14 protein-coding genes are annotated in these 13,044 nt (G+C 70.8%); 8 read left to right on the forward strand and 6 right to left on the reverse strand.

Annotated elements, in window-relative coordinates; translation table 11 throughout:
* Positions 1 to 1,272, forward strand: coding sequence for a thymidine phosphorylase (locus tag FHS44_RS05960; RefSeq protein WP_184712831.1), 1,272 nt, complete (start codon positions 1 to 3; stop codon positions 1,270 to 1,272).
* Here FHS44_RS05960 and FHS44_RS05965 read toward each other — a convergent pair.
* Positions 1,262 to 1,828, reverse strand: coding sequence for a TetR-like C-terminal domain-containing protein (locus FHS44_RS05965; RefSeq protein WP_184712832.1), 567 nt, complete (start codon positions 1,826 to 1,828; stop codon positions 1,262 to 1,264). The two genes, FHS44_RS05960 and FHS44_RS05965, sit on opposite strands and share 11 nt — an antisense overlap.
* Positions 1,829 to 1,913: 85 nt before the next feature.
* Between FHS44_RS05965 and FHS44_RS05970 the strand changes: the two genes are divergently transcribed.
* Complete coding sequence (locus FHS44_RS05970; RefSeq protein WP_184712833.1) at positions 1,914 to 3,095, forward strand: alpha/beta hydrolase family protein; 1,182 nt, start codon at positions 1,914 to 1,916, stop codon at positions 3,093 to 3,095.
* 76 nt (positions 3,096 to 3,171) lie between these two features.
* Here the strand turns inward: FHS44_RS05970 and FHS44_RS05975 are convergent, their stop codons facing one another.
* Positions 3,172 to 3,582, reverse strand: a complete 411-nt coding sequence (locus FHS44_RS05975; RefSeq protein ID WP_184712834.1) for a MarR family winged helix-turn-helix transcriptional regulator — start codon at positions 3,580 to 3,582, stop codon at positions 3,172 to 3,174.
* Between the two features lie 86 nt (positions 3,583 to 3,668).
* On the opposite strand from FHS44_RS05975, the gene FHS44_RS05980 reads away from it, so the two are divergent.
* From FHS44_RS05980 to FHS44_RS06005, 6 genes are all read left to right on the forward strand, one after another.
* Positions 3,669 to 5,099: an MFS transporter gene (locus FHS44_RS05980; protein WP_246435088.1), complete on the forward strand. Its 1,431-nt coding sequence runs from the start codon at positions 3,669 to 3,671 to the stop codon at positions 5,097 to 5,099.
* 157 nt (positions 5,100 to 5,256) lie between these two features.
* Positions 5,257 to 5,877, forward strand: coding sequence for an AMIN-like domain-containing (lipo)protein (locus FHS44_RS05985; RefSeq protein WP_184712836.1), 621 nt, complete (start codon positions 5,257 to 5,259; stop codon positions 5,875 to 5,877).
* Between the two features lie 27 nt (positions 5,878 to 5,904).
* The gene (locus FHS44_RS05990; protein ID WP_184712837.1) at positions 5,905 to 6,261 is read left to right on the forward strand and encodes a cupin domain-containing protein; all 357 of its coding nucleotides are present in this window, start codon (positions 5,905 to 5,907) and stop codon (positions 6,259 to 6,261) included.
* A gap of 82 nt (positions 6,262 to 6,343) precedes the next feature.
* Positions 6,344 to 7,330: an aldo/keto reductase gene (locus FHS44_RS05995; RefSeq protein WP_184712838.1), complete on the forward strand. Its 987-nt coding sequence runs from the start codon at positions 6,344 to 6,346 to the stop codon at positions 7,328 to 7,330.
* Positions 7,331 to 7,447: 117 nt separating this feature from the next.
* Complete coding sequence (locus tag FHS44_RS06000) at positions 7,448 to 8,527, forward strand: adenosine deaminase (protein ID WP_184712839.1); 1,080 nt, start codon at positions 7,448 to 7,450, stop codon at positions 8,525 to 8,527.
* Positions 8,528 to 8,602: 75 nt separating this feature from the next.
* Positions 8,603 to 9,229 carry a hypothetical protein gene (locus tag FHS44_RS06005; RefSeq protein ID WP_184712840.1) on the forward strand — a complete coding sequence of 209 codons (627 nt, stop codon included), beginning with the start codon at positions 8,603 to 8,605 and terminating at the stop codon, positions 9,227 to 9,229.
* 46 nt (positions 9,230 to 9,275) lie between these two features.
* Here FHS44_RS06005 and FHS44_RS06010 read toward each other — a convergent pair whose 3' ends face one another.
* The 4 genes from FHS44_RS06010 to FHS44_RS06025 all read right to left on the reverse strand — a co-directional run bounded on the left by FHS44_RS06010 (position 9,276) and on the right by FHS44_RS06025 (position 12,919).
* Complete coding sequence (locus FHS44_RS06010; protein ID WP_184712841.1) at positions 9,276 to 9,830, reverse strand: I66 family serine proteinase inhibitor; 555 nt, start codon at positions 9,828 to 9,830, stop codon at positions 9,276 to 9,278.
* 127 nt (positions 9,831 to 9,957) lie between these two features.
* A complete protein-coding gene (locus FHS44_RS06015) occupies positions 9,958 to 11,595 on the reverse strand; it encodes a phospho-sugar mutase (RefSeq protein WP_184712842.1) in 1,638 nt (545 codons plus the stop codon).
* Positions 11,596 to 11,615: 20 nt separating this feature from the next.
* Entirely contained in the window at positions 11,616 to 12,419 is an 804-nt protein-coding gene (locus FHS44_RS06020) for a purine-nucleoside phosphorylase (protein WP_184712843.1), read from the reverse strand.
* Between the two features lie 47 nt (positions 12,420 to 12,466).
* A complete protein-coding gene (locus FHS44_RS06025; protein WP_184712844.1) occupies positions 12,467 to 12,919 on the reverse strand; it encodes a gamma-glutamylcyclotransferase family protein in 453 nt (150 codons plus the stop codon).
* Positions 12,920 to 13,044: the final 125 nt, after the last annotated feature.

Here is a 13,044-nt window from a genome sequence, read left to right on the forward strand (position 1 = left end):
TTGGACGCGGTCGACGTCATCGTCACCAAACGGGACGGCCGTGAGCTGTCCACCGGGCAGATCGACTGGGTGGTGGACGCCTACACCCGGGGCGTGGTCGCCGACGAGCAGATGTCGGCGCTGGCGATGGCCATCCTGCTCAACGGCATGAACCGCGGGGAGATCGCCGACTGGACCCAGGCCATGATCCGTTCGGGCTCCAGGATGGACTGGTCGGGGCTGCCTGGCCGTACGACCGACAAGCACTCGACGGGCGGCGTCGGAGACAAGATCACGCTGCCGCTGGCGCCGCTGGTGGCCGCGTGCGGCGGCTACGTCCCGCAGCTTTCCGGGCGGGGCCTCGGGCACACCGGGGGGACGCTGGACAAGCTGGAGTCCATCCCCGGCTGGCGTGCCTCGCTGTCGGGCGCGGAGATGCTCGGCGTGCTCGGCGAGACCGGGGCGGTGATCTGCGCGGCGGGGGAGGGGCTCGCCCCGGCCGACAGGAAGCTGTACGCGCTGCGCGACGTGACGGGCACCGTCGAGTCGATCCCGTTGATCGCCTCCTCGATCATGTCCAAGAAGATCGCCGAGGGCACCGGCGCCCTGGTCCTGGACGTGAAGGTCGGCTCCGGCGCCTTCATGAAGACCGTGGAGCGTGCCCGTGAGCTGGCCACGACCATGGTCGAGCTGGGTACGGACGCCGGGGTGCGCACGGTGGCGCTGCTCACCGCGATGGACCGCCCGCTGGGCAGGACCGTGGGCAACGCCCTTGAGGTGGCCGAGTCGGTCGAGGTGCTCGCGGGCGGCGGTCCTTCCGACGTGGTCGAGCTGACACTGCGGCTCGCCAACGAGATGCTCCAGGCCGCGGGAATCGACGGCGACCCCGAGCGGGCGCTGCGGGACGGTTCGGCGATGGACGTCTGGCGCCGCATGATCACCGCCCAGGGTGGCGACCCCGACGCGCCGCTGCCCGTGGCCGCCGAGACGCTTGAGGTCACCGCGCCCGCCTCCGGCGTGCTGACCAGTCTCGACGCGTACGGCGTGGGCCTTGCCGCCTGGCGGCTCGGCGCGGGCAGGGCGCGCAAGGAGGACCCGGTCTCCTTCGGCGCGGGCGTCGTGCTGCACGCGGCCCTCGGCGAGACCGTACGGCGGGGGCAGCCGCTGATGACCCTGCACGCCGACGACGCCTCCCGCTTCGAACGGGCGCTGGCCGCGCTCGACGGCGCCTACGTCATCGACGGGGACGACGCCGGGGCGCTGCCGTTGGTGATCGACCGGATCACGGCCTGATCTGGGGATTCAGGCTCAGAAGCCTGTCGACAAGGGTGCGGGCGTGGTCGGGGCCGGCCGGACGGTTGAAGAACATCGCGTGGTAGTACAGGGGCGCGATGACCACCTCCATCAGTTCGAGCAGCGTCGGGGGGCGCTCCCCGCGCCCGGCGGCCCTGTCGAGCATGTTCTGCAGCTGAACCCCTCGCTCGATCAGGAAGGTCTCGCCCTCGGGGCCGCGTGAGCCGATCATGGCCGCGCGCAGGTAGAGACTGCCCAGCGGCCCCGCGACGTCCTCGGCCACCTGGAGCGCGTAGGCCTCCAGGTCACCGCGGAGCGTGCCCGTGTCGGGCACCGGCGACCCCTGGGACAGGCGCTCGACCACCACGTCGTCAACCAGCGCGTTGAGCGTGCCCCAGCGGCGGTAGATCGTGGCCTGGTGCACGCCGGACCGCTCGGCCACCACGGCGATGCTCAGGTCGTCCCATTTGTCCTCCCGCAGCAGGTCGAGCACCGCCTCGTGCACGGCCGTCCTGACCCTCGCGGTACGGCCTCCCGGTCTCTGCGCAGGTTGCATGGGGACATCTTAACGCGAACCTTCTTGCTTTAATGACGGAGCCGCGTTACCTTGAAGCGAAATCACTCGCATTAAGGAGTTCGGGGTGCGACCGTTCATCTTCGATGAAGACACCACGTTCTGGTACGAGACGCTGCGCATGTTCGGCCACATCGCCTACGGCGGCGCCGACTTCGGCGAGGTCGTCACGACCGCCCAGCGCATCGCCGAGAGCGACTACGACAGCTGGCACGACGGGTGGCTGGCCACGGCGGACCGGGTGGCGGCCGAGGCGGAGCGCTCTCTTGAGCAGGGACACCGGATCAGCGCCGCCGACGGCCTCCTGCGCGCGTCCAACTACTACCGCGCCGCCGAGTTCTTCCTGCACGGCGACCCGGAGGACCCGCGCGTCGACGCCGCCTACGCGCGGCAGGTCGCGACCTTCAGGGAGTTCGCCAAGATCCGTGACATCGAGCCGGTCGAGATCCCCTACGAGGGGACCACGCTGCCCGGCTACTTCTACCGTGGCGACGGGGGTGCCACGGTCGTCATGCACAACGGCTTCGACGGCAGCGTGGAGGAGATGCACTTCTTCGGCGCCGCCGCGCTGCGGGAACGCGGCTTCAACGTGCTGACCTTCGACGGCCCCGGGCAGCCGGGCGCCGTCAGAAAGGGCCTGGTCTTCCGGCCCGACTGGGAGAACGTGGTCGGCCCGGCGCTCGACTGGCTCGCGGCCAGGCCGTACGTGGACCGGGAGCGGGTCGCGCTGCTCGGGGCGAGCATGGGCGGGCTGCTGGCGCCGCGCGCGGCGGCGTTCGAGCCCAGGGTCAGGGCGCTGGTCGCCTTCGACGGCGTCTACGACATGGGCATCGTCATCGCCGAGAGGTTCGGCGGCGACAGGAAGGCGGCCCGGGAGTCCCTCGACGACCCCGGGGCCGACGCGTTCATGCGTGAGCTGATGGAACAGGACGCGGTCGCGCGCTGGGCCATCGGCCACGGCACCTGGGTGACCGGGACCTCGCCGAGCGGCTACGCCAGGGCGATGCTCGACGACTATCACCTGGGGGATGGCGTCGCCGAGCGGATCGCCTGCCCGACGCTCGTCTGCTCGGCCCCCGACGACTTCACCTTCAAGGGCCAGCCCGAGACCCTGTACGCCCACCTGACCTGCGAGAAGACGCTCATCGAGTTCGGTGAGGCGGAGGGGGCCGACGCCCACTGCCAGTCGGGCGCCCAGCGCCTGGCGATGGCCCGCATCGGTAACTGGCTGGAGAGGACGTTCCGATGAGAACCACGGCGCCGTCGGCGCGTGGAGCGGGTGATCACGGCTTCCTGAGCCTCACCCGGGGCCGTGCATCGGGCCGTCAGACCTCGGCGGGTCGCAGCTCCGCGGGCTTCGCGGGCTCGGCGGCGAAGACCTGGCGCAGGACGGCCCGGTGGGTGGGCACGGCCTCCCTGTGGCGGGTGCGGCCCTCGTCGGTGATGCGGACGAACACCCCGCGCCGGTCGGCCTCGCACATGTTCCTGCAGACCAGACCGGCCTTCTCAAGCCGTGCGATCAACCGCGAACACGCGCTCTGACTGAGGTGGACGGCGTCGGCCACCTCCTGGACGCGGTATTTCTCCCGGCCGCCCTCGACCATGCGCTCCAGGACCTCGAACTCGCTCATCCCGAGGCGGTGCCGTTCGGAGAGCTCGCGTTCCAGCACGCACGAGGCCGCGGCGTGCTTGGCCAGCACGTCTCGCCACTTCTGCACGACGGGGTCCTCGTTCATGCGGCGGAGCATACCATGTCCCGTCAATTAATGCACACGAATTAAGTTCGCTTGCATTAGATGCGTCTGCATGTATGGTTGTCCGCATGCTTTCCTCCACGGAAGAGCGCTGGGACGCGCGCCTCTGGGCAGCGCTCGCGGTGCTCTGCGCCGTCATCTTCCTCGACGCTCTCGACGTCTCGATGGTGGGAGTCGCGCTGCCGTCCATCCAGGCTGACCTGGGACTTTCCACCTCCGCGCTGCAGTGGGTGGTCAGCGGCTACGTGCTCGGATACGGCGGCCTCCTGCTGCTCGGCGGCCGTACCGCCGACCTTCTCGGGCGGCGCAGGGTGTTCCTGGCCGCTCTCGCCGTCTTCGTGTTCGCCTCACTCCTCGGCGGCCTGGTCAACGACGGCACGCTGCTGATCGCCGCCCGGTTCGTCAAGGGCGTCAGCGCCGCCTTCACCGCCCCCGCCGCGCTGTCCATCATCACCACGACCTTCGCCGAGGGCCCCGCCCGCAACAGGGCCCTGAGCGTCTTCACCGCCTCCGGCGCCAGCGGATTCTCCCTGGGCCTGGTCATCTCCGGCTTCCTGACCGAACTCGGCTGGCGCTGGACGTTCCTCATGCCGGTCCCCGTCGCGATCATCGCGCTGTTCGCGGCCCTGAAGTTCCTGCCCAAGCGGCACGAGGAGCGGGCCGAGAGCGGCCACGACCTCGTCGGCGCGGTGACGATCACCGCCTCCATGCTGCTGCTCGTCTTCACCGTCGTCGAGGCGCCCGCCGCAGGCTGGTTCTCCCTGCGCACGATCGCCTCCCTCGTCGGCGCCGCCGTACTGCTCGGCCTGTTCGTGCTGACCGAGTCGAAGGTCAGGCACCCTCTGGTACGGCTCGGCATCCTGCGCTCGGGGCCCATCGTCCGGGCCAACCTCGGACTGGTGATCCTGTTCGGCTCCTACGTCGGCTTCCAGTTCGTGGCCATGCAGTACTTCCAGAACTTCCTGCACTGGTCGGCCCTGGAGACCGCGCTGGCCTTCCTGCCCGCCGGTGTCCTGGTGGCCGTGACCTCGACCAAGATGGGCAGCCTGGCCGACAGGTTCGGCACCGGAAGGCTGATCGCGATCGGCTCGGCCTCGCTCGCGGGGGCATTCGCCCTGTTCCTGAGGGTCGACGCCAACCCCAGCCTGGGCACGCTGATCATCCCCGGCATGGTCCTGCTGGGCATCGCCTTCGCCCTGTCCTTCCCCTCGCTGAACATCCAGGCGACCAACGGCGTCGCCGACGACGAGCAGGGCCTTGCCTCCGGCCTGCTCAACACCTCGGGGCAGGTCGGCGGAGCCATCGTGCTGGCCGTCGTGACCGCCGTGCTCACCTCGAACACCAGCGCCAACCCGCTCGACGCCTTCCACGCCGCGATCATGGTCTCCGCGATCCTCGCCGTGGTCGGCCTGCTGGTCGCCCTCACCGGCCTGCGCCGCCCCCGCGCGCTGCCCGAGGTCGAGGACACCGGGGAGGACAGGGTGCTGGAAACCGTCTGAACCCAGGCGCGAGCCGTACGGCACGCACACCGGCCAGGGGGCCGCCGACGCAGAAACCGGGGCGCGTCGGCGGCCCTTTGCCGTATGCCAGAAGAGGATCTTCGCAGGTGGTGAACCCGGCCCGGTTGCTGGGCATCTAACCGGACAGGAGGCCACCATGAAGCGCACTCGCGTCGCACTCGCCCTTGCTCCGTTTGTTCTGCTGGCCGGTTGCGGCGGTGTCTCCGGCGCTCCGCCCTCCGCGGCTCCCCAGACGAGCGTTCAGCCGACGGTCACGGCCACCGTCACCGTCTCCCCGACGCCTTCGGGGGAGATCTCCGAGGGGCCGGGGGAGGGCGAGCTGGGGCCCCCGACGACCACGCGGGAGGTCGAGGTCAGGCGGACCACGAACAATCCGCCCCTGGTGCTGGGGGCGCGTTTCGCCAAGCATCCCGGCTTCGACCGGGTGGTGATCGACCTGCGGGGCGGGCAGCCTGGCTACAGCGTGCGCTGGGTGCCCAAGCTGGTCCAGGACGGCTCTGGCGACCCGATCGACGCCCCCGGTGGGGCCTACCTCCAGGTGACCGTCACCCCGGCCAACGCGCACAGCGAGACCGGCTCCCCGACCTGGGTTGGCGGCCCGGTCTTCCACGCGGGGCTGGGCAACGTGCGCAGCGTCGTCAAGACCGGTGACTTCGAGGCCGTGGTCGGCGTGGGCATCGTCCTCGACCACAGGGCGCCCTTCCGGGTCCTCGAACAGCGCAACCCGCAGCGCCTGGTGATCGACGTCGCCCACTGATCACGCACGTGCTGCCAGACTGGCCCGATGGTACGCAGAATCGACAATGCCACCCGAATCCCCGTCCCCGGCGGCAAGACCATCGACGAGTACGTCGGCCGGGTCAACAGCGGCGACTCCCAGATCTCGATCGCGCACATGACGGCTCCCCCCGGATGGGACGAACCCGCCCAGACGCCGGAGTTCACCGAGTACACCCTCGTGCTCAGGGGCACGGTCGTCGTCGAGCACGACGGGGGCGTGACCGAGGTCGGCGCGGGCCAGGCGTTCGTGAGTGAGCCGGGGGAGAGGATCCGCTACAGCTCCGGTCCCGAGGGCGCCGAGTACGTCGCCGTCTGCCTGCCCGCCTTCTCGCCGGAGGGCGCCAACAGATCCGACGCGTGACGGACTTGACCTGGAGTCCACTCCACGTCCCAGACTCCTTCTCCGGGGCCAGGAAACACCAGGCCATACCGGAGGAAACACCATGAAGTACCGCACGATCGGCACCGACCCGAAGACCCGCCGCGAGGTGAGCGTGATCGCCCTCGGCGCCATGCTCTTCGGGTCGAAGACCGACGAGGAGACCTCCTACGCGATCCTGGACCGCTACGCCGAGGCGGGTGGGACGTTCGTCGACACCTCCAACAACTACGCCTACTGGGTCGACGACAGCCTGGGCGGGCAGAGCGAGGAGCTGCTCGGCAGGTGGCGGCGCAGCCGCGGCGTCGGGAACGAGATCGTCATCTCCACCAAGCTGGGCGCCCGTCCGCTCGCGCCGGGCACCGGCTACTTCGACGGTGCCGACGGGCTGTCGGCGAAGGCGATCAGGGAGTCCGCCGAGCGCAGCAGGGACCGGCTCGGGGTGGACAGGCTCGACGTGCTCTACGCGCACATCGAGGACAGGAACGTTCCGGTGCGCGAGACCGTCGAGGGCTTCGCCGAGCTGGTCACCGAGGGGACGGTCGGGCTGCTCGGGGTGAGCAACCACGCGGTCTGGCGGGTCGAGCGGGCCCGTGCCATCGCGGCCGAGGCCGGGCTGCCCGGCTACGAGCTCCTGCAGTACCAGCACAGCCACCTGCGCCCGCGCTACGACATGCCCTACGGCATCTTCCCCGAGGGCAGCCTCGGTCACGCCGGGCCCGAGCTGCTGAGCTACCTGAAGGTGGAGCGGGACCTCACCCTGGTCGCCTACTCCCCGCTGATGGGCGGCCTCTACACCCGGCAGGACAAGCAGCTCCCGCCGGACTACGACCACCCGGGCACGCCCGTCAGGCTCGCGGCGCTGCGCCAGGTCGCCAAGGAGACCGGGGCGACGGTCAACCAGGTGGTGCTCGCCTGGCAGCTCGGCGGGCCGTACCCGATCATTCCGCTGGTCGGGGCGTCCTCGGTCGCGCAGCTCGAAGAGAGCCTGGCCGCCGTTGACCTGGAGCTGACCCAGGAGCAGCACGCCCTGCTGGACGGCGCCTTCTGAGCGCCTTCCAGGTGCTTCCCGGACGCGGCCCGGCGCGGCCTTCGAGGGCGGCCACGCCGTACGGCATACGCGGTGGTCCAGAGCGCTCGTTCTGGACCACGCGTCTAGGATGAGGAGATGAGTCAGCCACTCGCCCTTGAGGAGATCCGCCAGGCTCCCAAGGTGTTGCTCCACGACCACCTTGACGGTGGTCTTCGGCCGGAGACGATCGTCGATCTGGCGCGTGAGACCGGATACGACAGGCTGCCGACGACGGACCCGGACGCGTTGCGCACCTGGTTCCGTGAGGCGTCCGACTCCGGGTCGCTCGAACGCTACCTGGAGACCTTCGACCACACGGTCGGGGTCATGCAGACCCGTGAGTCCCTGGTGCGGGTCGCCGCCGAGTGCGCCGAGGACCTGGCCGCCGACGGTGTGGTCTACGCCGAGGTGCGCTACGCGCCGGAACAGCACACCCAGACCGGCCTCAGCCTCGAAGAGGTCATCGAGGCCGTGATCGAGGGCTTCGAGACCGGGTCGCGGGGTCGCGGCATCAAGGTCGGTACCCTGCTGACCGCGATGCGCCACCAGGCCAGGTCCAGGGAGATCGCCGAACTGGCCGTCCGCTACCGTGACGTGGGCGTCGCGGGCTTCGACATCGCCGGGGCGGAGGCGGGCTACCCGCCCACCCGTCACCTCGACGCCTTCGAGTATCTCCAGCGGGAGAACTCCCACTTCACCATCCACGCCGGTGAGGCCTTCGGTCTGCCGTCGATCTGGCAGGCGATCCAGTGGTGCGGCGCCGACCGGCTCGGCCACGGGGTCCGCATCATCGACGACATCACGGTCGCCGGGGACGGCCAGGCCAAGCTGGGCAGGCTGGCGGCCTACGTCCGTGACAAGCGCATTCCGCTGGAGATGTGCCCGACCTCCAACCTCCAGACCGGCGCCGCGACCTCCATCGCCGAGCACCCGATCGGGCTGCTGCGGGCGCTGAACTTCCGCGTCACGGTCAACACCGACAATCGGCTGATGAGCGGCACCTCCCTGTCTGAGGAGTTCGCGAAGCTGTCGGAGGCGTTCGGGTACGGCTGGGACGACCTGCAGTGGTTCACGATCAACGCGATGAAGTCGGCGTTCCTGCAGTTCGACGAACGGCTCGCGCTCATCAACGGCGTCATAAAGCCTGGTTTCGCCCGGCTCAAGTGGAAGGCGTGACCTGCCCTCGGACGTGTCGGAACCTCCCGTGGATCAGGTTGGATGGAGGTCCGTGACGAGAGTGGGAGCTGTGTGATGAAACAGGCGTTCCGGTCGAGGGCTGCGCAGGTGCTCGGCTGGGTCTGGATGGCCTTCGCCGCGTTCAACGCGGTCGATCTGGTCGTCCGGTACAACGGGCCGTCCTCGATGGCGGCCGGGGCGGTGCTCGCCGTACTGACCGCGGTGGTCTTCGTCACCTGCCTGCGCCCGGTGACCCTGCTCGGCGAGGAGGGTGTGCTGGTCCGCAACCCCCTCAGGAACTTCTTCGTGCCGTGGCGGCTCGTGGACGACGTCACCGTCTCCCACTCGATCACGATCACCTCGGGAGACAGGAAGGTCCGCTGCTGGACGCCGCAGGCCTCCGGGCGGGAGCGGGTCTCCGCCATGCGCAGGGCCGCCCCGCCGATCGGCAGGGGCCGGTTCAGGACCGAGCCCGTGCGCTCGAAGGCCGAGCAGGCGGCGCACGAGGCGCTGGCGGGCAAGACCCACGCCGACTGGGTCGCCGAGCAGCTGACCGCGCGGGCCGGTTCGGCCAGGAAGGTGACGCCCGGCGTCGCGGGCACCACCCCGGACCCGGGAACGGTCAGGGAGACCTGGTCACCGACCGCCCTCGCGGCCCTCGCCGCCTCGTTGGCCGTGGTCGTCGCCGCTTTTCTTGTCTGACCCGGGCTCCTCGCCGGGTGTCGGAAGCCCGGCGAGGAGAGCGGGGTCAGAACACGGGACGGATGACGAACAGCGGGGCGTTCACCCCCGAGGGCAGCAGGAGCACCCGCTTGGGCAGCAGGCTGCGGTCCTCGACGAAGTGACGGCCGATGTACTGGTCGGTGCCCGCGAGCCTGATCCTGGCCAGCCTGATCACGTCACCGGGACCGTCCGGCGTGAGGTCGCTCTCGGCTGAGGCCACCCCCTCGATGACGAAGACCGAGTTCTCCGGCACCCAGCGGGGCTCGCTCACCCGGAGCTGGGTGAAGGGTTCGGTGTCGGGGACGTAGACCAGGCCACCGGTGCTCTCGTCGCGGAAGCGGACGCCGCCGGGGGCGGGCAGGACGCGGAACCGGGTGGCGACGGGCGTGGGCAGCAGGGCGGCGAAGACCCTGCCGTTGATGTTCACCACGTTCCCCCCGCCGGTGCTGAGCGTCACCCGGGGTGGCAGCGGAGCCGGGGCGGTCCCGGTCTCGGCGGAGGCGGCGGGGGACAGCCCTGGCATCAGGACGGTCGCCAGAACGGTGGCCAGTACGGCCAGGCGGGTGCGGATCAGGCGCATGCTCTCTGCCTTCCTTGTGGAGGGAGGCCACGGGGGCCTCGTCTGCAACAGAAAGCATGCATTCGATTACTCAGCGTCGCTGTAGCCGTGAGGTGAGGGCTGCCCTACCACCCCCGATCACGGAGGGTCACAGCCCCAGGGCGGCCGCCAGGTCGGCGCGCAGGGCGTCGAGTTCGCGTACGGCGCGCTCCCTGGCCTCCGCGACCTCCCCCTCGACCGGAACCACGACCTCCAGATAGCACTTGAGCTTCGGCTCGGTGCCCGAGGGGCGCACCACGACGCGGGCGCCCCCCGCCAGGCGGTAACGCAGCCCCTCGGTCGGCGGCAGCCCGTCAAGGCCCGCCCCCAGGTCCTCCGCCGCCTCGACCTTGCGCCCACCAAGCTCCACGGGCGGTACGGCCCGCAGCCCGGCCATCGCCCCGATGATCAGCGCCAGGTCGGCGACCCTGAAGGAGAGCTGCGAGGTGGCGTGCAGGCCGTACTTCCTGGCCTGGTCGTCGAGGAGGTCGAGCAGGGTGCGCCCCCGGGCGGCGGCCTCGGCGGCGAGTCCGGCGACGGTCAGCGCCGCGCCGACGCCGTCCTTGTCGTGGACGGGCAGGCCCGCGTCGGAGCCGACGCTGTAGCCGAGAGCCTCCTCGTAGCCGAAGACCAGCCCCGGCCCGGCCTTCATGATCCATTTGAAGCCGGTGAGGGTCTCTGCGTGGCGCACGCCGTACTCGGCGGCGATCCTGCCGAGCAGTGAGGAGGAGACGATCGTCGTGGCGACCAGGCGGTCCTCGCCGGAGGTGTGCCTGATGACGTGCTCGCCGAGGAGCGCGCCGACCTCGTCGCCGGTCAGCATGCGGTATCCCCCGCCGGGCAGGCGCACGCCGACCGCGCACCGGTCGGCGTCGGGGTCGTTGGCCAGCACGAGGTCCGCGTCGATCCGCCGGGCCAGCCCGAGCGCGAGATCCATCGCGCCGGGTTCCTCCGGGTTGGGGAAGGCGACGGTGGGGAAGTCCGGGTCGGGGGCCGCCTGCTCCTCGACGGCAACCGGGGCCTCGAACCCGGCCGCCAGGAAGGCGCGGGCCGTCAGGTCGCCGCCGACGCCGTGCAGCGGGGTGTAGGCGACCCGCAGCCGCCTGGCCTCCCCGATGGGCAGCGCCGTCACCGCCGCCAGATAGGCGGTCACGACGTCGTCGCCCAGCGAGGTCCACTCCGAGCCGAGCGGCAGTTCGGAGACCGGGCCGACGGCGTCGATCGCGGCGGAGATCTCGGCGTCCACCGGCGGCACGATCTGCGAGCCGTCCCCCCAGTAGACCTTGTAGCCGTTATCCCTCGGCGGGTTGTGGCTCGCGGTGACGGTCACCCCGGCGTCCGCCCCGAGGTGCCGTACGGCGAAGGCCAGCACGGGGGTCGGCAGCGGGCTGTCGAACACCGAGGCCCGCAGCCCGGCACCGGTGAGCACGGCGGCGGTGTCGTGGGCGAAGACGTCGGACTTGTGCCGGGCGTCGTAGCCGATCACGACGTGTGCCCCGGGGCCGAGGACGTGGGCGAGCCCGGCCGCGGCGCGCATGACCGTGACCCGGTTCATCCGGTTGGGGCCCGCGCCCAGCTCGCCGCGCAGGCCCGCCGTACCGAACTCAAGTCTGGTGTCGAACCGCTCGCGCAGCGCGCCCAGGCTCTCCGGGAGCCCGTCGAGCAGGCCGGTGAGTTCGGCCCGGGTCTCCGGGTCGGGGTCCTGGGCCAGCCAGGCGCGGGCACGCCGTACGAGATCGTCGCTCATCGTCACCCTCCGCGAGACCGTCAGAGCTTGCAGACGACCTGGGCGAGCAGGTCACCCATGCGCGAGGCGGTGGCGCGGCCGACCGCGAGCACCTCCTCGTGGTTGAGCGGCTCGCCGACCAGGCCCGCGCCCGGGTTGGTGACCAGCGAGAGGCCGAGCACGTCAGCCCCGCCCTCCCTGGCCGCGATGGCCTCAAGAACCGTGGACATGCCGACCATGTCGCCGCCGAGGATCCTGCACATGCGGACCTCGGCGGGCGTCTCGTAGGTCGGGCCGCGGAAGGCCACGTAGACCCCCTCGGTCATGGACGGCTCGACCTCCCGGACGAGGTCGCGCAGGCGGGGGGTGTAGACGTCGGTCAGGTCGACGAAGGTGGCGCCGGTGATCGGGCTGGCGCCGGTGAGGTTGATGTGGTCGCTGATCAGTACGGCCTCGCCGACCCGCTGGGTCTCCGGGCGCAGCCCGCCCGCGGCGTTGGTCAGCACGACCGTGCCCGCGCCCGCCCTGATCGCGGTCCGCACGCCGTGCACGACCGGCTCGACGCCACGGCCCTCGTAGAGGTGGGTGCGGCCGAGGAAGATCAACGCGTTCGTGCCCGACCCGGTGCGCACCGCGCGGATCCTGCCCGCGTGGCCCTCGACCGCGGGAGGGGCGAACCCGGGCAGGTCGGTCACCGGGATCTCGGCGATCGTCTCGCCGATCGCGTCGGCGGCCGGGACCCAGCCCGAGCCCATCACCAGTGCGACGTCGAAGGAACCCACGCCGACGGCCTTCCTCAGTGCGGCCGCGGCGTCCGTTGCGAGGGCATAAGGGTCGTTGGTCACGAACCGAGGGTACTCGTCCCGCCATGGAAAACGGCGGGACCGCGCTGTCAGCCTCCCGTGGACGTGCAGGGGCGGCCCCGCAGCCTTCTGACGTAGTCGTCCGGCGCCCCCGCCTTCTCCGCGGCCTCGGCCAGGAGACCGAGATAGCGCGCGGACGGCAGGCCGCCCTCGTAGCCGTCGATGACGTAGAACCAGGCGACGACCTCGCCGTCCAGGGTCTGCACCCGGAGCCTGACCTTGTGGTAGAGGCCGCGTGCCGCGCCCTCCCACTGGTCGAGGGAGTTCTCGTCCCACTCGGGCACGTCGTAGAGGACGACGAAGACCTGTTCGAAGGAGTCTTCGACGATGGTGGCGAGAGCACCCTCCCAGCCGAGATCGTTCCCGCCGAAGGTGAGACGCCAGCCCTGAAGCCAGCCCGACCCCCTCATGGGGGAGTGAGGGGCCCGCAGGGCCATCTGCTTCGGGTCCATGTTGGTGCCGTAGGCGGCGTAGACAGGCACGGCATCCAACACTAATCGAAGATCCGGCGGGTGCTCACGCGGTGCCGGTGTGGTGTCGGTGTCTTTTGTCCCATGCCGTTGCCCGCCGTACCCGGGTGTCCTTTGCCATAACCGGTTCTTCCATG

This window comes from Streptosporangium saharense, assembly GCF_014203715.1.
Taxonomy (GTDB): domain Bacteria; phylum Actinomycetota; class Actinomycetes; order Streptosporangiales; family Streptosporangiaceae; genus Streptosporangium; species Streptosporangium saharense.

Bases quoted from the DNA above. Each gene is read 5' to 3' on its own strand.
- FHS44_RS05985 (WP_184712836.1), top strand. From the start codon at position 5,257: ATGAAGCGCACTCGCGTCGCACTCGCCCTTGCTCCGTTTGTTCTGCTG.
- FHS44_RS05980 (WP_246435088.1), top strand. From the start codon at position 3,669: ATGCTTTCCTCCACGGAAGAGCGCTGGGACGCGCGCCTCTGGGCAGCG.
- FHS44_RS06010 (WP_184712841.1), bottom strand. From the start codon at position 9,830: ATGCGCCTGATCCGCACCCGCCTGGCCGTACTGGCCACCGTTCTGGCG.
- FHS44_RS05965 (WP_184712832.1), bottom strand. From the start codon at position 1,828: ATGCAACCTGCGCAGAGACCGGGAGGCCGTACCGCGAGGGTCAGGACG.
- FHS44_RS06005 (WP_184712840.1), top strand. From the start codon at position 8,603: ATGAAACAGGCGTTCCGGTCGAGGGCTGCGCAGGTGCTCGGCTGGGTC.
- FHS44_RS05990 (WP_184712837.1), top strand. From the start codon at position 5,905: ATGGTACGCAGAATCGACAATGCCACCCGAATCCCCGTCCCCGGCGGC.
- FHS44_RS05995 (WP_184712838.1), top strand. From the start codon at position 6,344: ATGAAGTACCGCACGATCGGCACCGACCCGAAGACCCGCCGCGAGGTG.
- FHS44_RS06000 (WP_184712839.1), top strand. From the start codon at position 7,448: ATGAGTCAGCCACTCGCCCTTGAGGAGATCCGCCAGGCTCCCAAGGTG.
- FHS44_RS06015 (WP_184712842.1), bottom strand. From the start codon at position 11,595: ATGAGCGACGATCTCGTACGGCGTGCCCGCGCCTGGCTGGCCCAGGAC.
- FHS44_RS05975 (WP_184712834.1), bottom strand. From the start codon at position 3,582: ATGAACGAGGACCCCGTCGTGCAGAAGTGGCGAGACGTGCTGGCCAAG.